Origin of the sequence: Halomonas sp. IOP_14 (genome assembly GCF_021021315.1) — a bacterium.
In the GTDB taxonomy this organism is placed as follows: Bacteria; Pseudomonadota; Gammaproteobacteria; order Pseudomonadales; family Halomonadaceae; genus Vreelandella; species Vreelandella titanicae.
In genome coordinates this window covers 1-18,017 of sequence record NZ_JAINWD010000044.1, presented here as the reverse complement: position 1 = coordinate 18,017, position 18,017 = coordinate 1, and the positions used below count along the sequence as shown (strand labels likewise).

General features: G+C 51.5%; 19 protein-coding genes. 3 read left to right on the top strand and 16 right to left on the bottom strand.

Features of this window, described 5'->3' with window-relative positions:
- Positions 1-102: 102 nt before the first annotated feature.
- From K7H09_RS20710 to rpsT, 8 genes are all read right to left on the bottom strand, one after another.
- Positions 103-498 (bottom strand): type IV pilin protein, encoded by a 396-nt coding sequence (locus tag K7H09_RS20710; protein WP_317890281.1) that lies wholly within the window; start codon positions 496-498, stop codon positions 103-105.
- An 81-nt stretch (positions 499-579) separates the two neighbouring features.
- Positions 580-1,584, bottom strand: coding sequence for a 4-hydroxy-3-methylbut-2-enyl diphosphate reductase (gene ispH / locus K7H09_RS20705; protein ID WP_009287532.1), 1,005 nt, complete (start codon positions 1,582-1,584; stop codon positions 580-582).
- A gap of 11 nt (positions 1,585-1,595) precedes the next feature.
- Complete coding sequence (fkpB, locus tag K7H09_RS20700; protein ID WP_022521982.1) at positions 1,596-2,042, bottom strand: FKBP-type peptidyl-prolyl cis-trans isomerase; 447 nt, start codon at positions 2,040-2,042, stop codon at positions 1,596-1,598.
- Between the two features lie 35 nt (positions 2,043-2,077).
- A complete protein-coding gene (gene lspA, locus K7H09_RS20695) occupies positions 2,078-2,575 on the bottom strand; it encodes a signal peptidase II (RefSeq protein ID WP_053857186.1) in 498 nt (165 codons plus the stop codon).
- A 58-nt stretch (positions 2,576-2,633) separates the two neighbouring features.
- Complete coding sequence (gene ileS / locus K7H09_RS20690; protein WP_022521980.1) at positions 2,634-5,489, bottom strand: isoleucine--tRNA ligase; 2,856 nt, start codon at positions 5,487-5,489, stop codon at positions 2,634-2,636.
- Positions 5,473-6,585 (bottom strand): bifunctional riboflavin kinase/FAD synthetase, encoded by a 1,113-nt coding sequence (gene ribF / locus K7H09_RS20685; protein ID WP_190374639.1) that lies wholly within the window; start codon positions 6,583-6,585, stop codon positions 5,473-5,475. The genes ileS and ribF overlap by 17 nt, the downstream gene beginning before the upstream one ends.
- Positions 6,586-6,651: 66 nt before the next feature.
- Positions 6,652-8,235 carry a murein biosynthesis integral membrane protein MurJ gene (murJ, locus tag K7H09_RS20680; protein WP_190374638.1) on the bottom strand — a complete coding sequence of 528 codons (1,584 nt, stop codon included), beginning with the start codon at positions 8,233-8,235 and terminating at the stop codon, positions 6,652-6,654.
- 84 nt (positions 8,236-8,319) lie between these two features.
- Positions 8,320-8,586 (bottom strand): 30S ribosomal protein S20, encoded by a 267-nt coding sequence (gene rpsT, locus K7H09_RS20675; RefSeq protein ID WP_022521977.1) that lies wholly within the window; start codon positions 8,584-8,586, stop codon positions 8,320-8,322.
- 295 nt (positions 8,587-8,881) lie between these two features.
- Here rpsT and K7H09_RS20670 point away from each other — a divergent pair, with 295 nt between their 5' ends.
- From K7H09_RS20670 to K7H09_RS20660, 3 genes are all read left to right on the top strand, one after another.
- Complete coding sequence (locus K7H09_RS20670; protein WP_230805831.1) at positions 8,882-10,858, top strand: sensor domain-containing diguanylate cyclase; 1,977 nt, start codon at positions 8,882-8,884, stop codon at positions 10,856-10,858.
- Positions 10,859-11,489: 631 nt separating this feature from the next.
- A complete protein-coding gene (locus tag K7H09_RS20665) occupies positions 11,490-11,840 on the top strand; it encodes a toxin-antitoxin system TumE family protein (RefSeq protein WP_022521974.1) in 351 nt (116 codons plus the stop codon).
- A complete protein-coding gene (locus tag K7H09_RS20660; protein ID WP_022521973.1) occupies positions 11,837-12,190 on the top strand; it encodes an HVO_A0114 family putative DNA-binding protein in 354 nt (117 codons plus the stop codon). The genes K7H09_RS20665 and K7H09_RS20660 overlap by 4 nt, the downstream gene beginning before the upstream one ends.
- Positions 12,191-12,250: 60 nt before the next feature.
- Here K7H09_RS20660 and K7H09_RS20655 read toward each other — a convergent pair whose 3' ends face one another.
- The 8 genes from K7H09_RS20655 to K7H09_RS20620 all read right to left on the bottom strand — a co-directional run.
- The gene (locus K7H09_RS20655) at positions 12,251-13,006 is read right to left on the bottom strand and encodes an amino acid ABC transporter ATP-binding protein (RefSeq protein ID WP_027956927.1); all 756 of its coding nucleotides are present in this window, start codon (positions 13,004-13,006) and stop codon (positions 12,251-12,253) included.
- Positions 13,003-13,671 carry an amino acid ABC transporter permease gene (locus tag K7H09_RS20650; RefSeq protein ID WP_230805830.1) on the bottom strand — a complete coding sequence of 223 codons (669 nt, stop codon included), beginning with the start codon at positions 13,669-13,671 and terminating at the stop codon, positions 13,003-13,005. Before K7H09_RS20650 ends, K7H09_RS20655 begins: the two co-directional genes overlap by 4 nt.
- An 82-nt stretch (positions 13,672-13,753) precedes the next feature.
- Positions 13,754-14,524: an amino acid ABC transporter substrate-binding protein gene (locus K7H09_RS20645; RefSeq protein ID WP_230805828.1), complete on the bottom strand. Its 771-nt coding sequence runs from the start codon at positions 14,522-14,524 to the stop codon at positions 13,754-13,756.
- 290 nt (positions 14,525-14,814) lie between these two features.
- On the bottom strand, positions 14,815-15,009 hold the full coding sequence (locus K7H09_RS20640; protein ID WP_230805826.1) for a hypothetical protein: 195 nt from the start codon (positions 15,007-15,009) through the stop codon (positions 14,815-14,817).
- The gene (locus tag K7H09_RS20635; RefSeq protein WP_230805824.1) at positions 15,010-16,017 is read right to left on the bottom strand and encodes an NAD-dependent epimerase; all 1,008 of its coding nucleotides are present in this window, start codon (positions 16,015-16,017) and stop codon (positions 15,010-15,012) included.
- A gap of 69 nt (positions 16,018-16,086) precedes the next feature.
- Positions 16,087-16,734, bottom strand: a complete 648-nt coding sequence (locus K7H09_RS20630; RefSeq protein ID WP_230805822.1) for a glycosyltransferase family 2 protein — start codon at positions 16,732-16,734, stop codon at positions 16,087-16,089.
- Positions 16,716-17,792 carry an N-acetylneuraminate synthase family protein gene (locus K7H09_RS20625; protein WP_230805820.1) on the bottom strand — a complete coding sequence of 359 codons (1,077 nt, stop codon included), beginning with the start codon at positions 17,790-17,792 and terminating at the stop codon, positions 16,716-16,718. Before K7H09_RS20625 ends, K7H09_RS20630 begins: the two co-directional genes overlap by 19 nt.
- Positions 17,789-18,017: hypothetical protein (locus K7H09_RS20620; RefSeq protein ID WP_230805819.1), on the bottom strand; the 229-nt coding region annotated here is incomplete at its 5' end. The genes K7H09_RS20620 and K7H09_RS20625, both read right to left, overlap by 4 nt.

The window sequence follows — 18,017 nt, the reverse complement described above, 5'->3', positions numbered from 1 at the left end:
GAAGCACTTTGATGGGTGGGGTTTAACGTCATTTCGCAGGGAGAGTCAGGACAGTTGGAAGTGGCAGCGTTGCCCACACTTTGAAAGCGTTGTCGCCTTAACTCACCAACAGGCATTGGGTAACCTTTCGCCACTCGAACTTAAGGTTATATCCTCTTCACAGCCATCATCTTGAACGGTGCTCGCAGTCAGTAGGTAGCCGTCACCGTTAATACTCTCAGCAATCTCATAATTTTTTTCGGGGGATAACTCGCTGATGGTGCAATCGCTATAGCTGTAAGAGCGCGTGTAACAGCGCTCAAGCTCTGAAGCGGCTTGCATAAGGCCTGCGTGGGCGTCGGTTCGCACTGATTTTTGCACGTAGCGGGTATAGCTGGGGTAGGCAATGGAGGCGACGATACCGATGATCACCAGCACAATCATCAATTCAATGAGGGTGAAGCCGCGCTGGCCATTCAGTAAAGAACGGCCAGTCGAAAGATGAGAGGTATAAGACACGCGGCTTCGCTCCTGTATTAGTGGGCTCATACCGTTTTAGTATGTCGCAAACCAATACGCATTGCATTGCGAGGCCTATGGTTAGCTGCTGGCGATCACCTTTTCACGCAACTCCTTTGGCATAGAGAAAGTAATGGTCTCCTCGCGGCCCTGTAGCTCTTCAGGTAATGCAGCCCCCATGGTCTGCAACTTGGCAATCACACCTTTCACCAATACTTCAGGGGCACTGGCGCCTGCGGTGACGCCTACACGCGCTACGTTCTCAAGCCACTTGGGGTCGATCTGGTCAGCGTTATCGATCAAGTAGGCGGGCGTGCCCATGCGCTCAGAAAGTTCTCGCAAGCGGTTAGAGTTGGAGCTATTGGGGCTGCCCACCACCAGCAATAGATCGCTCTGGGCCGCTAGCTCACGTACTGCATCCTGACGGTTCTGCGTGGCGTAGCAAATATCGTCATTGCGTGGCCCCTGAATCTCGGCAAACTTATCGCGCAGCGCGTCGATCACCTTAGCGGTATCATCCATCGACAGCGTAGTTTGAGTCACGAAGGCCAGCTTTGAGGGATCATTCACCTCCAGCTTAGCGACGTCTTCTTCATCCTCTACCAAGTAGATACGCCCACCGTGGGAGGTGTCATAACGCCCCATAGTGCCTTCAACTTCCGGATGGCCTTCATGACCAATGAGAATGCACTCTTGACCACGCTTGGCGTAGCGCAATACTTCCAAGTGCACTTTGGTGACCAGCGGGCAGGTGGCGTCGAATACCTTCAAGCCCCGCCGCTCAGCATCGGCTTGCACCGCACGGGAAACGCCATGGGCGGAGAAAATGACGATGACATCGTCCGGCACTTCATCCAGTTCTTCAACAAACACTGCCCCACGAGCGCGCAGCGTTTCGACCACAAAGCGGTTATGCACAACCTCATGGCGCACGTAAATCGGCGGGCCAAACACATCCAACGCGCGATTAACGATATCAATCGCGCGATCCACACCGGCACAAAAACCACGCGGATTGGCTAACTTGATCTGTATGGGCTGTGCTTGCGTCGTTTGCATAGTAGCGCCTTGATGCGTAAGCGGCATCGCTTAGTGAATTAATGCGTTGTCACCGGTTTGACGTCGAGCACTTCGACCTCAAAGGTGAGCGTGCGGCCTGCTAACGGGTGATTGAAATCCACCTCGATACGATCACCGTCAATGGTTTTGACCACACCTGGCAATTCCGTTCCCGCTTTATCGGCAAACGACATTACCATACCAATTTCCGGGGCTTCATCGCCAAAATCTGCCCGCTTCAGGGTTTGAATATTTTGCGGGTTGTGCTGGCCGAATGCATGCTCAGGGGTTATCTGAAAGGTACCCTCCTGCCCCGCAGCCAAGCCTTTAATCGGATGCTCAAAACCGGGCGGCAAATTTCCGTCGCCAAACTCGAAGGTAGCCGGTGCTTTGTCTTTGGTGGAGTCCACCAAAGTGCCATCTTCCAGCTTTAAGGTGAAGTGTAGCGTCACCTCCATGCCTTCATCGATCAGATAGTCGCTCATAGCAGTTCTCAATATACGTTGTTCTCAACGTTCAATTAATGGGAAGTCTTGGCCGCTTTTTTGCGCCGCCGCTCGCCCATAATGGATTCCCAGATTAAAGCGACCGCCCCCAGGGTAATCGCTATATCCGCCACGTTAAACGCCGGGTAGTACCACCCAGCGACGTGAAACGATAAAAAGTCGACCACATAGCCATGCACCAGGCGGTCGTAGAGATTCCCCAGCGCCCCGCCAATAATCAGCGGCAGCGCTATCGCCAGTAACTTTTCATCGTGTTTGATGCGTGAAAGCCACACCGTCAACGCCACGCTGGCTCCCACAGCAATCAACGCAAAGAACCAGCGCTGCCAGCCAGGATGCGTGGCTAAAAAGCTGAACGCTGCGCCAGTATTGTGCAGCAGCGTCAGGTTAAAGAACGGCAGTATTTCGACCGGCTGGGCATAGCCCAACTGACTACTGGCCACGTATTTGGTGACCAAATCCAAGGCAATTACTGCCACAGCTAGCCACAGCCAGCGCAGCGGCCGCTGCATTGGCGGCCGTGTGTCGACATCGTCAGACGGTGTTTTAGTTTCTTTAGCTATGTTTTTATCAAGCATAGTAACGAATCTCACCGCTACCTTCGGGAAGATTGCTGATACAGCGTCCACACAGATCCGGGTGGTCCGCATAGGTGCCTACATCGGGACGATGGTGCCAGCAACGTTCGCACTTGGTGTTGTCGCTGGCTTTAACCGCGACTTTCAAGCTATCCAGCTCGGTCGCTTCTGCATCACTCGCAGCAGACAAGGGCTTAAGCGTCACTTCACTGGTTAGCATCACAAAGCGCAGTTCATCACCCAGTTTAGCCAGAGTCGCCTGCAGGTCATCGCTGACATACAGCGTGACTTCAGCTGCCAAGCTGCCTTTAATGACTTTGGCATTACGGGCATCTTCAAGACACTTGTTGACCGAGTGCTTGACTTCCAGCACTTGCTCCCAGAAAGCACGACCCAGTTCAGCATTTTCTTCCAGGCTGCCAAGGTTAGTGTAGTAAGTCTCCAGCAGCACGCTGTCGCCTCGCTTACCGGGGATGTTTTCGTGAATCTCCTCAGCGGTAAAGGAGAGAATCGGCGCAATCCAACGACTCAGCGCTTCCACCACGTGATAGAGCGCGGTTTGTGCACTGCGCCGCGCCAGCGAATCGGTTTGCGTGGTGTACTGGCGGTCTTTAATCACATCCAGATAGAAGCCACCCAGTTCCCGGGCGCAGAAACCATGCACCTGTTGGTAAACATCCAGGAAGCGGTACTCTTCGTAGGCTTTTTCGATCCGCGCCTGCAATTGGTGCGCTCGATCCACCACCCACTGATCCAGTGCCAGCATATCGTCAAACGCTACCTGGTTTTTCTCTGGATCAAACCCGTTAAGGTTCGACAGCAGGAAGCGAGCGGTGTTACGAATCCGCCGATACACATCAGAGGTGCGTTTCAAAATTTCGTCAGAAACGGCCATTTCGCCAGAGTAGTCGGTGGAGGCGACCCACAGGCGCAGAATATCGCCGCCCAGCTTGTCCATCACTTCCTGGGGCGCGACCACATTGCCCAGCGACTTGGACTGCTTGCGGCCCTGGGAATCGACGGTAAAGCCGTGGGTCAGCAGCTGACGATACGGCGGATGGCCATCAATCGCTGAACCGGTGAGCAGCGATGAGTGGAACCAACCACGGTGCTGGTCGGAGCCTTCCAGGTAGAGATCCGCCCGCGGGCCGCTTTCGTGGCCATGGGGGTGCGAGCCGCGAAGTACGTGGCGGTGGGTGGTGCCAGAGTCGAACCAGACATCCAGGGTATCGGTGACTTTATCGTAATCCGCCGCTTCAGCACCCAGCAGCTCTGCCGGGTCGAGTTTGAACCAGGCATCGATGCCTTCCAGCTCAACGCGCTTGGCCGCCTCTTCCATCAACCCAACGGTGCGCGGATGCAGCTCACCGGTTTGCTTGTGTAGGAAGAACGGGATCGGCACGCCCCAGTTACGCTGGCGCGAGATACACCAATCCGGGCGGTTGGCGATCATGCTGTGCAGGCGCGCCTGGCCCCAGGCAGGCGTAAACGCCGTGGCTTCAATACCTTCAAGGGCACGTTCACGCAGGGTTTTGCCATCTTTGCCTTTGATGTCCATTCCCACAAACCACTGCGCCGTGGCACGGTAGATCACCGGCGTTTTATGGCGCCAGCAATGCATGTAGCTATGCTTGATCGGGATATACGCCATTAGCGCACCCACTTCGCGCAGTTTTTCGACGATATGCGGGTTGGCCTTCCAAATCATCTGGCCGCCGAAGAACGGCAGGTCGTCAACGTAAACGCCATTTCCCTGCACCGGGTTGAGCATGTCATCAAACTCCATGCCATGCTCGCGGCAGGTGATAAAGTCATCCATACCGTAAGAGGGCGCGGAGTGAACGATACCGGTGCTACCCACCTCAGACTCGACGTACTCTGCCAGGTAGACTGGCGAGAGCCGATCGTAGAATGGGTGACGGAAATTGATCAGGTCGAGGTTTTTGCCCTGGGTCGTAGCAATTACCTCGCCTTGCAGGCCAAAGCGCTCCAGGCAGCTCTCCACCAACTCTTCCGCCAGCAGCAGCAAACGCTCGCCAGTATCGACCAGTGCATAGGTGAACTCAGGGTGAACGTTGAGCGCCTGGTTGGCCGGAATGGTCCACGGCGTGGTAGTCCAGATCACCACTGCCGCAGGCTTGGCCAGTTCGCTTAAGCCAAAGGCGGCGGCGAGCTTGTCGGCATCTTCTACCGGGAAAGCGACGTCGATGGCGTCGGATTTCTTATCAGCGTACTCGACTTCGGCTTCCGCCAGCGCCGAACCACAGTCAAAGCACCAGTTGACCGGCTTCAAACCTTTAAACACGTAACCCGCGTCGACCATCTCGGCCAAAGCACGAATCTCGCTCGCTTCGTTGGCGAAATCCATAGTGCGGTATGGGTGATCCCAATCGCCAATAATGCCCAAACGAACAAAGTCGGCCAGTTGTGTTTCAACTTGGGCGCCAGCGTATTCACGGCAAAGCTCACGGGCATGTTCCGGCGCCAGGTTCTTGCCGTGAGTGGTTTCTACTTTGTGCTCAATGGGCAAGCCGTGGCAGTCCCAGCCGGGCACATAAGGCGCATCAAAGCCGGCTAAATTCTTCGATTTAACGATAATATCTTTAAGGATCTTATTAACGGCGTGACCAATATGAATACTGCCGTTGGCGTAGGGAGGGCCATCGTGCAGCACAAACAGCGGCGCGCCCGCGCGCGCTTCCCGCAGGCGCTGGTAAATGTTCATATCCTGCCACTGGGAAACCCGCCCTGGTTCCTGCTTTGGCAGCATGCCGCGCATGGGGAAATCAGTTTCAGGCAAATTCAGCGTGTGCTTATAATCCATGGTCTGGTCAGCCGTTGTTAGCATCGGCGGCATCATCCGCCGAAGAAGAATCAGAAGGAATCGTGTTTGAAGACACCGCATTTGAAGACATTGCACTTGAAGACATGGCCTCACGCCCAAGCGGGGCCGAGGCCAGCGGAAGCGAATAGTCCTGTTCAGCGTTCTCTTGGTCAGCGCTGTTTTGCCCACCTATTGCCGCCATTAAATAGTGGCGAGCGCGGGCCTGGTCACGTTCAATTTGCGCTTTAAGTGCCTCAAGGTTGTCAAACTTCACCTCGCCCCGCAGGCGCGCGCAGGGAAACACCGTCATGCGTTGGCCGTAGAGATCACCTTTAAAATCCAGCAGGTGCACCTCCAGCGTTGGCCGTTCCGAACCCACCGTAGGGCGGAAGCCCACATTCGCCACTGCTGGGTAGCGCTCGCCATTTTCAAGCTCAGCCACCACCGCATAAACCCCACGCAGCGTTAATGGCTGGGGCATCAGCGGCAAATTGGCAGTCGGTACACCAATGGTGCGCCCCAACTGCTGGTCGCGCACCACTCGGCCATGTAACGAATAGGCGCGGCCCAGCAAACGCGCAGCAGCAGAAAAATTGCCGCTGGCAAGCAGCGTACGCACCCGAGAACTGGAAACCCGCTCGTCATCCACGGTAAAAGTACGCGTGTGCTCTACGCCAAACCCCTGTTCGCTCCCGACCTCCGCCAGCAGAGCAAAATCACCGCGGCGGTCGCAGCCGAAGCGAAAATCATCGCCCACGACCAAGTGCTTAACGCCTAGCCCATCAATCAACACCTGATCGATAAACTCACGCCCGGTAAGGCTGCGCAGCGCATCGTTAAACGGCAAGCAGAGAACCTGTTCAGCGCCAAAATCGCGGAGCAGCCGGACTTTCTCGCGCAACCGGGTTAAACGCGGTGGTGCTTGATCACCGGCAAAAAATTCACGCGGCTGGGGCTCGAACACCACCACTGTTAACGGCACACTCCAGCGCGCCGCATGCTCTCGGCACTGCTGCAGGATGGCTTGATGGCCGCGATGCACCCCATCGAAATTACCGATGGTGGCAACGCAGCCACGATGAGCCGCTCTCAAGTTGTGCAGACCTCGAATGACGCGCATGGCACCTCAGCCGTTGGAGGACATAAAGCCTCTGATTATAACGAACCCACACCCCAGGATGCAGTGTTATGAGTGCATTTTTAAATGACGAACGCGCAAACCCAGTGCCGCCAGCCACGCAAAGTACAGCGAGCCGCCCAGTATCACTAGCCCAGTGACCCAGCTTATCCGTTGCCAAAGGCCAAACGCGAGCCAAGCCTGCCAGTCGGGCGCAATAAAATAGAGGGCCGCGCACATTAGCCCGCTGCCACCTAGTAACTGCACCGAATAGCGCTTCCAGCCCGGCTGAAAGACCAACACTCCCTGCTTATGCAGTAAGTAACCCAGCAGGCCCGCGTTCAAGAACGCAGAAAGCGCGGTGGCTAACGCCAATCCGGCATGGGCCAGCGGCCAAATCAGCAGTAGGTTAAACACCATATTAGCGACCATGGCGATAATGCCTACCTTCACCGGGGTTTTGGTGTCTTGGCGAGCAAAAAATCCCGGTGCCAATACTTTGATCAGCATAAAGGCTACCAAGCCAAAGGCATAAGCACGCAGACTCATGGCCGCCATCTGGATGTCGTTGTCGGTCATCGCTCCGTAATGAAACAGCGTGATTAACAGCGGCTCGGCCAGCACCGCCAGCGCCAGTGCCGCAGGCAAGCCTAACAGCAATACAATGCGGATCGCCCAATCAAGCATCGCAGCAAAGTGCTCCTTGGACTGGTCAGCATGGCGTTTAGAAAGTGCCGGTAAAATCACGGTACCAATGGCCACCCCAAACACGCCCAGCGGCAGTTCCACTAAACGATCCGAGTAGTAAAGCCACGACACGCTGCCCGCCGCCAGCAATGACGCCAAAACGGTATCCAACAGCAGGTTAATTTGCGACACAGATACCCCAAACAGCGCAGGCCCCATGAGTTTCAGTATGCGTCGCACTCCCTCATGAGCAAAATTAGGCCAGGGAGTAGGCATCAATCCCAATCGCAGCAAAAACGGCACCTGAAAAACCAACTGGGCCGCTCCGGCGATCAACACGCCCCAGGCGAGCGCCATGGCGGGCTCTTCCATTAGCGGCATTAAAAACAGCGCCGCACCAATCAGCGAAAGGTTAAGCAGCACCGGGGTAAACGCGGGAACCGCAAAGCGGTTCCAGGTATTCAGTACGCTACCGGAAAACGCGGTGAGCGAAATCAGCAGTAAATAGGGAAAGGTTAAGCGCAGCATATCCGCGGTCAGCGCCAGCTTGTCCGGCTCACTGCCAAACCCAGGGGCAAATACCCAAATCAGCCACGGCGCACAGAGCATCGCCACGGCGGTAATTAGCGCCAGCACCGCCGTTAAGCTACCGGCAGTGGCATTCAGCAGCGCGCGTATCTCCTCCCGACTACGCTGGGTGGAGTACTCTGAGAGCACGGGTACGAAAGCCTGGTTGAAAGCCCCTTCGGCAAATAGACGGCGCAGAAAGTTAGGGATCTTAAACGCCACGAAAAACGCATCAGCGCCATCCCCTGCCCCTAAGTAGGTAGCGATAACCACATCACGCGCCAGCCCCATCACTCTCGACAGCATGGTCATGGCACTGACTACAAGCCCCGAGCGCATTAGCCCGCGACGCACGACTGTGGTGCCTGGGGATGTGTTGGGTGCTTTCTTCGCTGTCATAAGCTATCCAGAAAAATCATCTAGAAAAATCATCCAGACACAAAAAAACCGGCCGCAGCCGGTTTTTTTATGGCGCCTGCCGGCTTACGCCGCCAGTGCCTTAATACGCTTGTTCAAACGGCTCTTCAGGCGAGCTGCTTTCTTCTTAGACAGCACGTCTTTGTCTGCAATACGGTCAACGACCGGTTGCATTGCCTTGAACTCTTCCATTGCCTTAGCGTGGTCGCCGGTGCCGATCGCTTTCACTACACGCTTGATGTAGGTGCGGACCATGCTGCGCTGGCTGGATTTCAGGACGCGACGGTTCTCGGCCTGGCGGGCGCGCTTGCGAGCTTGCTTGCTGTTCGCCACAGGGTATCTCCTTGGAGAATAAAGGTTGCCGGTAAAACGGCAACGAAATTAAATATGTGTTCGTCTGCTGTGCTGCCACAGCACGACGTTTCCGCAACAACCAATTGATTTGGCAGGCGTATCACCCTACCAAAGTGTGTAGCAGGCAGTCGAAATAAGCTGCCCGCTCACGGGACTTGTCTGAGAGGATGGCGTAGTCTATCACGCGCTTGGCGAGCTTGCTAGCTACGCCTTTACAAGTACAACGTATAACTTTAAAAGCAGGCTGCCCGGCGCAGACCTACTCAAAGGAAACATGTCAGTGTCATTGCGGCGTTTACACACTCGCTTACTACTAGCCATTTGTATACCGTTGATCCTCGTATCGACAACGTTGCTGCCTGTGCTCCATGTCCATATGGAGTCCCGACTAGATAGCCTGCATACCGAAGCAGATGCCTTATTGAAAGCTGGCCAGGAGGCACTAACCCGCGATATTAATGAAAGCCTAAATTACGCGCTGGCGATTGCCGAAATGCCTGCGTTAAGGCGGTACCTGGCAGCACAGGACAACTCGTCGATATCAGCCCAGCCTTATTCGCTTAGCGACTTATCGCAACTTTCAACCTTTCTAAACACGTTGATCAGCCACAACCCTCGCTATACCAAGCTGGTACTCATTGATAATCATGGCAGCGAAGTACTCCGTGCACCTAAAAGTATTCAAACGGGGCCCCGCGTGAATGCCAATCATCATGCCTATACCGACTATTTCAAAGGAGCCTCTTCACTACAGCCACGCGATCTTTATATCTCGCCACCGGGCCGTAACCTCCACTTTGAGCTAATGGGTCGCGACGTGATTCCTGTGGTCAATGTATCTACCCCTGTTTTTGATGCAGCAGGGGAACGCCGCGGCGTGGTGCTTTTGAGCCTCAATTGGGATTACCTTACCAGCGCCCTACGTCAGGCCATGTTGCTTGACCAAGATGCCAATGCGATTTTAATCGACGCCCAAGGACGATGGCTGCTCGATGAAGGCTTCCCGCCATTAAATACGACGAGCTTTGGCAGCGACTTTGCCGCCCTTTCACCTCTCTATTGGCAAGCCATGCAGCAGCGCAACACAGGTCATGCCAAGGTCGATGGTCAGCTATTACGCTTTCAGACTGAAGATATACGCACTCAGCGCTACCGTAGCCTAGCGGGTACTGTTTTCAGCGAAAACGCTTACTACCCTTGGAAGCTGGGCGTGACATTACCACTACCTACTTGGCGATCCTTAATAGAAGAAGAGACCACCGTGCTCTGGTTTCTACTGTTGACCTACGGTGTCGCCGTCGCCTTTGGAATATTCTGGGCTCTCAGCAGCCAGCGTCAGCGCCAACTACGTAGGGCGGCTCAGCGCCACGCTCATGAAGTCAGCGATCTTTATGAAAACGCCCCCTGCGGCTACCACTCGCTCGATGCCACAGGGCGAGTGATCAAAATGAACCGCACCGAGCTCGCTTGGCTAGGCTACACCGACGAAGAAGTTATTGGTCACATCACTTATCGAGAATTGATCACGCCAGAAACCCGTGATCAGTTTGATAAAGCTTTCGCAAACGTAAAACAAAATCAACCCAGTAGCGCTGAATGCAGCCTGCTAACCCGAAACGGCGAGCAGCGTCACGTCATGATTCAAGCCTCAGCCTTCTGCCGCAATGGTCAGTTTGTGCATTCGCGCGCTACCGTCTTTGACCTTACCGAGCGCAAAGAGCTGGAAGAGAAACTACGCGCCCAAGCCATGACCGACCCCTTAACGGGGGTCTTCAATCGGCGCTATTTACAGGCCCAAGCAACGACTGAAATATCCCGGGCGCGAAGGCAAAATCTCCCAATCGCGCTCATCGCCATTGATATTGACCACTTTAAGCACATTAACGATACGTACGGACATGATGCAGGCGATGACGTACTGAAAAACTTCACCAAAATAGTAACCAAACTGCTTCGACAGGAAGACTTGCTATGCCGAGTGGGCGGCGAAGAGTTTGCTATTTTGCTTCCCAACACCTCACTTTCTCAAGCGGAACAGGTGGCCGAGCGAATACGCAGAACAACGGCAGCTACCCCCATTAACGTCACAGCTGAGCACGCCGAACAGGCACTTTGGCTGACTGCTTCGCTAGGGGTAACGACTATTCTAGACAACGAAAAAGCACTTAAGCCTGCCCTAAAACGTGCTGATATAGGGTTATATCAGGCTAAAGAAAACGGCCGTAATCAAGTAGTCGTTAACGCGGCGTAGCAGGATTACGTGCTCGAAGGTACAGCTTACACAGCCAAAACACTGCTGTAATTGCCAATTATGGGTACTTCGATATAGTGCGCAGAATAAACATGACCACTAGCGCTTACTATCCAGTGCTTGAACTATAATATGATAGCAAGATACAAGCAACGAGGTGAGCCCATGGCGATTAAACCTGATTAAGAACAACGACTTGCAGCCCAATCGACGCGTCACACGCGACGCGCTTATCAGGTCTCGTTGAGCAGCGGTCAACACATAGTGGAAATCATCGACGGTGAACTTGTTGAAACACGTCCCGATGGCAGCACGCAGGTTCTGAAGAAAGCGCCTGCTAAGCATAAAGCTCCCATAGGAATGAAGCTCAAGGTTACCTAATGGATGAGACATCCCCGCTTGCGGATGTTTGCTGGGCCCAATGGCCTGAACTCAACCAACAAGTGCAGCACGGGCGTGCCACCAGTCCAAAATCGCCAGCGCGTATTGCAAATCGACCCAGCATGTTCGTCGTCCAGAGTGCCTGATAGCAGCTCAAGCCCGGCTCGTAGATAGGCGCAACTCCACACCCAACCATTGACATCTACAATCAACCCTACTATATTTCATCTATGAAATAGGGAAGGAGCGTATGGATGATCAAGGGCTAGATACTTTATTAGCGCTCGATGGAACTCAGTACGGCATCCAAGGTGATTTTTGGGTCAAGTTTGAGGTGCGGCGAGTCGAGGCAACACCGAACATCCCCCATGGAATAAAATATAGCTTGACCTTGCATCATAAGAGCGGGACACGGCTACTTGGCTTTGACAACGCACATGCTCCAAAAATCAAACGCAGAAAGTTTGCGGGACGACGCGAAGAGTGGGATCACCGCCATTATCGCAGCGTTGTCAGTGATTACTTCTTTGATTCTGCGGCTCACTTGATTGAAGACTTTTGGAAGCATGTCGACGAAATACTCCGAGAGGAAGGAATATGACAACCGTCAAGATCGGCATCATGAACCGTGATGAATTCCGTGAGCGCACAATCTCAATTGCCAAAGGTTTCTATAAACCTGCTCCTGATGAGCCTAAGGTATGGTTTGATAGTGTCGAGTCCATGTCTCGTCTGTTAAACACGAAAAACCTTGAACTTCTCAAAACGATTCGGCGCTGCAAGCCGCAATCATTAGGGGAGCTTGCTGAGATAACCGGGCGTCGAAAAGAAAGTTTGAGTCGCACCATTAAAAAGATGGGCGATTATGGCTTAGTGGAAATCCAAGAAGGCCCACGACATGCCAAGACCCCTGTGGTTACTGCCGATAGCTTTGAAGTCACGTTAATGTAAAAAGTGCAAAACAGGCATTTTTCTTAGCGGTGCACCGCGGACAGTAACTGTATTCAGCATTTAAGGCACAGCCTGCCCCGTGGGCGCTAAAATTTTGCGCAAGAAATGGCGCGTTCGCTCATCTTTGGGTGCAGTGAACAACTCTTCAGGAGGCGCTTCCTCGACGATGCCGCCCTCGTCCATGAAGACAACCCGATCCGCTACTTCCCGGGCGAACTGCATCTCGTGGGTGACCACGATCATCGTCTGGCGCTCTACCGCTAACTGTTTCATCAGGCTCAATACTTCCTCTACCCATTGAGGGTCAAGTGAAGAGGTGGGCTCGTCAAAAAGAATCACGTCGGCGTTGGCGGCCATGGCACGACCAATACCCACTCGTTGCTGCTGGCCGCCGGAGAGCGAAGCGGGATAAGCATCTGCTTTGTCTGCCAGGCCGATGCGCTCAAGGATCTCTCTTGCCCGTGCATGGGCCTTCGCTTTCGGCAACTTATCCACCACGATCATCCCCTCGCTGATATTCTCCAGCGCGGTTTTGTTGGCGAACAGGCCGTAGTTCTGAAATACAAAGGCGGTACGCCGGCGCAATGCCAGGATATCTGCCCGGCTGGCACGCTGGGTATCAACGCTCAAATCACCCACCTGCAAACGGCCTGCATCAGGGCGTTCAAGAAAGTTGATACAGCGCAGCAACGTCGATTTACCTGTACCGGAAGGCCCAATGATCACAATGATCTCGCCCTGAGCAAGACTCAAGTCGATATCTTTAAACACCGTATGGCCACTAAAACGCTTGGTAATGCCTTGCAGCGAAATCATCGTTGGTAGGCCTTATTCAGATAAATTTCTAACCGGCGCTGCCCCCAAGAGAGCACTTCCACAATCGCCCAATAAATCAGCGCCACCAGCAGGAATGCTTCTAAATAGAGGAAGCTGCCCGCGGCCTCTTTTTGGGTAGCGCCCATCAACTCGGTCACCCCCAGCGTAAAGGCCAACGAGGTCGCTTTGATCATGTCGATGAAATAGTTCATCAGCGTCGGCGTTGCCACGCGGGTAGCCTGGGGCAAAATGATACGGCGCATCAGTTGCGACTGGGTCATCCCGATGGAAAGCGCGGCTTCAGTCTGGCTGCGATCAATCCCGACAATCGCCGCACGAATGGATTCGGCCATATAGGCAGAGAAGTGCAGCGTCAGGCCTAGCACAGCGGCGGTAACGCCGGTAATCGAGATCAAGGCGCTAATCAGTTGTGGTAGGCCATAATAGAACAGGAACAGCTGAACCAGCAGCGGCGTACCCCGGAAAAACGAGATAAACAGCAGTGAGAAGCCATTTAAGAACGGCACTTTCGATACGCGAACAACCGCCAGCAGGCACGCCAGTATCAGCGCAAAGATCATGGCAATCGTTGCCATTTGAAGGGTGAGCGGCAAGTAGCGCAACAGAACCGGCAGCAGCCCCCACATATATTCGAGGTTAAGCATGGTAATTAAACATAGGCTAAATCGCTTATAAGCAAACGGCCGTGGCAATGCCACGGCCGCATGAAACGGATAAATTCAGCTGTTACGGCTGAGTGATATCAGTATCAAACCATTTTTCTGATATCTCACTCAGTTCGCCATTATCGCGCAACTCGGAAAGCGCTGCACCTACACGGTCTCGCTGCTCACGACCCGCTTCGTCATCGCGGAACGGTAGCGCGTTCTCAATGGTCGAGAACGGCTGACCCGCCAGCTCTAACGGCAGGCCTTTCTCTTTAATGACTTGCGTAGCGCTCACGCGATCCATCACAAAGGCTTCTACCCTGCCCAGTGCCACATCCTGCTCGATGTTGGATTCATAGGTACGAATATCGATTTCATCGGCGTTCGGTTGTTCACGCAGCAGCTGTTCGTAGTTGGAACCCAGGTTCACCGCCACGCTTTTGCCGGACAAATCTTCAACACCTTCAATGGTGTCATTGCCTGCCCGCACCACGACTTGCGCGCCGTCATACACGTAAGGCTCCGTGAACGCATACTTGGCTTCGCGCTCAGGGGTAATCGTAATCTGGTTAGCAATAGTATCGATACGCCCAGACTCCAGCATGCCCGCCAGGCCAGAGAAGCTAGCGGTAACGAACTCAATGTCATCACCGGTAATCTCACCCACAGCATTCATGACATCAACTTCAAAGCCTTTGAGCTCATCCTGCTCAACGAAGGTAAAGGGGAAGTAACCGCCGGACATACCCACCCGAAGTGTATCGGCTTGAGCGGTCGCGGCGAACAACCCGCTGGCAACGCTTAGCGAAAGGGAGGCCAGAGTGATATTAAGCTTGCGTGGTAGTAGCATGAGTCTGTTTCCTCGTTAGTCGATATCCCGACGGTCCTAATAGCCGCAAAAAAAATGTGGTCTTCATGGCTACTATTTTACCTGCAAGAAAAAAGTATACAAAAGAATATTAAAGATATTTTTTATGCTTATTTTGAATATAGCTGATGTAGGTGTGATAACAGCTGCTGCACAATTGCGTGACGATTTTTTTGCTATGACGGCTCAAAACGAAGACGAGGCAGTAACCTGCAAAAGCAGGTGCCGACAAGATTAGTTATTTACGGGCTTTTTCAAACAAAACACACTAATTAGCTCGACAACATCCCCTTCGTATGAGCGCGCTGCTGTTTAATAGCATCGTCTAAAATACCTAGCAACTTGTTGTAGTCGTCAGCCATCTCATAGTCCATACCCTCCTTCTCAAAGCGAGAGAGCATCTTCTGGGTGTCGTCGATTAGTATTTGAAGCTTATTAATGATGTTTTGATGGTCGCTATCTTTCAATTAACCTCCATAAAACTCTCGATACCATTGCACAAATTGCGCAACCCCTTCATCCACGCTGGTACTAGGCTGGTAACCAAACTGTTCTACCAAATCATCTACATCTGCGTAGGTATCAGGAACATCACCAGGTTGCATGGGCAACAGCTCCTTTTTGGCAGTTGCCCCAAGCGCGTTCTCCAGTGCGGCAATGTAATCCATCAATACAACAGGTTGATGATTACCGATATTATATAAACGCCAAGGTGCACTACTAGAAGCAGGATCAGGTGTAGTCCCTTGCCACGCAGAATTAGGCACTGCGGGCTGGTCCAGTACGCGGATAACACCTTCAACAATATCATCAATATAGGTAAAATCACGCCTGTGTTGGCCGTAGTGATACACAGGGATCGTCTCACCTGCGAGGATAGCGCGAGTAAATTTGAACAACGCCATGTCCGGCCGACCCCAGGGGCCATACACAGTAAAAAACCGTAGGCCAGTAGTGGGAATAGCGTAAAGATGACTATAGGAATGCGCCATCGACTCGTTGGCTTTTTTAGTCGCCGCATAAAGGCTCAAAGGATGATCGACGTTATCGCGGGTCGAAAATGGCATCGTTTCGTTAGCACCATAAATGCTGGAGCTACTGGCATAAACCAGATGTTCGACCCTTTGATGACGGCAGCCCTCCAGCACATTCGCAAAGCCAACCAAGTTACTATCGATATACGCTGAGGGGTTTTCCAAAGAATAGCGCACGCCTGCCTGCGCAGCGAGATGTACAACACGCTGCGGCTTAAAGCGTACAAACTGCTCAGCCATTACTTCACGGTCGGCAATATCAACACGTAAATGCTGATAGTTGGGGTATGCACACAACCGAGCCAAGCGCGCCTCTTTTAACGCCTGATCATAGTAAGCGTTGTGGTTATCTAACCCGATAACTTGTTCGCCGCGCTCTAGTAGACGCTGAGCTACAGCGGCGCCAATGAAGCCAGCTGTGCCGGTAACTAAAATATTCAAAATATCATCTCGACAACCAAAAATAAAAAGATATATGAAATTAAAAATAAAGCTTAAAAATCATATAGATCAAAAAGTCTTAAAAAAATCTAGGAAAAGCGATCTAAATATGCGTTGACTTGCTGAAAAAGAAGAGCCAAAACGTGAGCAACCCACGCGATCTTTAACTTTAAAAGAGACTTGACTAAATACAAAACCTTTTTTAACTCCATAAAGAGCTAATTCAGTACCTATAGAACCATATGAATCAAAGTAACCTAAGCTTTCGTACAAAGAACGTTTGTAAGCCTTTATTCCGCATAAGGGATCATTAACCCCATAGCGAACCTTAGTATAAAAAGCAAAAACATTTTCTGCAAAACGTGGGCATTTATCTCTAACGCCAAGTACTAAATCTGCACCTAAGGCTATATTCTCAACAAATTTTTCTATTAAACACGGTTCATGCTGTCCATCAGCATCCAAAGTAACCACAACATCGTAATTTCTATCAAAAGCCACTTTAAAACCAGTATTCAAAGCTGCATCATAACCCATATTTAGTGAGTGGGATACGATATATGCACCAGCACTAGTTGCTTTTTCAGCTGTAGCATCAGTTGAAAAATCATCAATAACTATCGGCTGTCCAAAAGTCATAGCCGACTTGACAACGTCATAGATGGTTTCTTCTTCATTGAACGCAGGAATAACTATGGCTACTCGATATCTTCCCATCTGACATAATCCCCAGCTGATATACTAACACGTGCTTTTTTGTCGATTACCTCACTCATTAAGTATGGAGGTAAAGCGTCAACTGGACAAGGCCGTAGTAAAACTAAATCTTGACTTTGAATACGCTCACCTGAATGCATATCTTTAGCTAAACGAATAGCGCGACGCTGTAATATTACTGTTTCTTTTTCATTATCTTCTACTCTTTTCACGCCATTACCTAAAGCATTTTCAAGCTCACGGGTACGACTGACCATATCCTTCCAAGAACTAGGTGTCATCGAAAACTTATGATCAGGCCCTTGGCGATTATTATCATCTGTGAAATGTTTCTCAATCATACGTGCACCCAATGCTACTGCGCCTAATACAGTCGCATGTCCCGGAGTATGATCACTCAAACCTAATACTAAGTTAGGATACATTTCACTAAAAACTTTTAATACGTTAAGTTGTATATTTTTGAAATTTTCAAGGCTAGCAGTATAGTTAGTGTTGCATTGCATCAAACAAAGATTAGGATTAATGGCTAGACCTGCCCTTACAGCGCGTTCAACATCTTCCATATTAGATGCACCAGCTGCAAGAATATATGGCTTATTTTTATTCGCAATATATTCAATTATTTCTATCCAAGTTATATCTCCGGAGCCAATTTTATAAGCTGGAACGTAAGGATCTATATGTTCTACTAAATCAATACTATATGGACTGGTAAAAAAAGTTATACCTGCTTGCTCGCAGGTTTTCTTAAGAACTGATGACCATTCTGGATTGACACTGACATCTTGATAAACTTCAAAAACTGACTTCTCCCAAGAAGCTTGATGTGACTGAGCTCCTCCAAGAGTTTTAAAACCATGATCACTAACTATAGTTGAAGCCTGGAAATGCTGAAATTTCGCTGCATCTGCGCCTGCTTCAGCTGCAAGAAAAATCAGGTCCTTAGCACGTTCAATATCGCCATCATGATTAGCAGCTATATCAGCAATAAAATAAACAGGATGATTTTTTCCAACTGTTTTATTATCTATTTTAAAAAAAGAGTTTGCTTTCATTTTAGATATTCCTCTGCAGCTTTTTTTATTTCATCATCCAGAGTAGGCAAATTAACCCCAACAGCGTTTTCAAATCGCTGAACATCTAAGCGCATATCTTTAGGCCGATAAGCTCTTAACAAGCCAGACTTATCAATTGAGCACCGTTCCATGTTATGACAATTAAAACCAAGAACGGTAGCGAACTTATATGCAAAATCAGCTTTACTCAACCCATCCCTTGAA

What these genes read in the sequence shown, in the direction of transcription:
- ispH (WP_009287532.1), bottom strand. Translation starts at nt 1,584, where the DNA reads ATGCCGCTTACGCATCAAGGCGCTACTATGCAAACGACGCAAGCACAG.
- fkpB (WP_022521982.1), bottom strand. Translation starts at nt 2,042, where the DNA reads ATGAGCGACTATCTGATCGATGAAGGCATGGAGGTGACGCTACACTTC.
- lspA (WP_053857186.1), bottom strand. Translation starts at nt 2,575, where the DNA reads ATGCAGCGGCCGCTGCGCTGGCTGTGGCTAGCTGTGGCAGTAATTGCC.
- ileS (WP_022521980.1), bottom strand. Translation starts at nt 5,489, where the DNA reads ATGCTAACAACGGCTGACCAGACCATGGATTATAAGCACACGCTGAAT.
- ribF (WP_190374639.1), bottom strand. Translation starts at nt 6,585, where the DNA reads ATGCGCGTCATTCGAGGTCTGCACAACTTGAGAGCGGCTCATCGTGGC.
- murJ (WP_190374638.1), bottom strand. Translation starts at nt 8,235, where the DNA reads ATGACAGCGAAGAAAGCACCCAACACATCCCCAGGCACCACAGTCGTG.
- K7H09_RS20670 (WP_230805831.1), top strand. Translation starts at nt 8,882, where the DNA reads ATGTCAGTGTCATTGCGGCGTTTACACACTCGCTTACTACTAGCCATT.
- K7H09_RS20665 (WP_022521974.1), top strand. Translation starts at nt 11,490, where the DNA reads ATGGATGATCAAGGGCTAGATACTTTATTAGCGCTCGATGGAACTCAG.
- K7H09_RS20660 (WP_022521973.1), top strand. Translation starts at nt 11,837, where the DNA reads ATGACAACCGTCAAGATCGGCATCATGAACCGTGATGAATTCCGTGAG.
- K7H09_RS20655 (WP_027956927.1), bottom strand. Translation starts at nt 13,006, where the DNA reads ATGATTTCGCTGCAAGGCATTACCAAGCGTTTTAGTGGCCATACGGTG.
- K7H09_RS20650 (WP_230805830.1), bottom strand. Translation starts at nt 13,671, where the DNA reads ATGCTTAACCTCGAATATATGTGGGGGCTGCTGCCGGTTCTGTTGCGC.
- K7H09_RS20645 (WP_230805828.1), bottom strand. Translation starts at nt 14,524, where the DNA reads ATGCTACTACCACGCAAGCTTAATATCACTCTGGCCTCCCTTTCGCTA.
- K7H09_RS20630 (WP_230805822.1), bottom strand. Translation starts at nt 16,734, where the DNA reads ATGGGAAGATATCGAGTAGCCATAGTTATTCCTGCGTTCAATGAAGAA.
- K7H09_RS20625 (WP_230805820.1), bottom strand. Translation starts at nt 17,792, where the DNA reads ATGAAAGCAAACTCTTTTTTTAAAATAGATAATAAAACAGTTGGAAAA.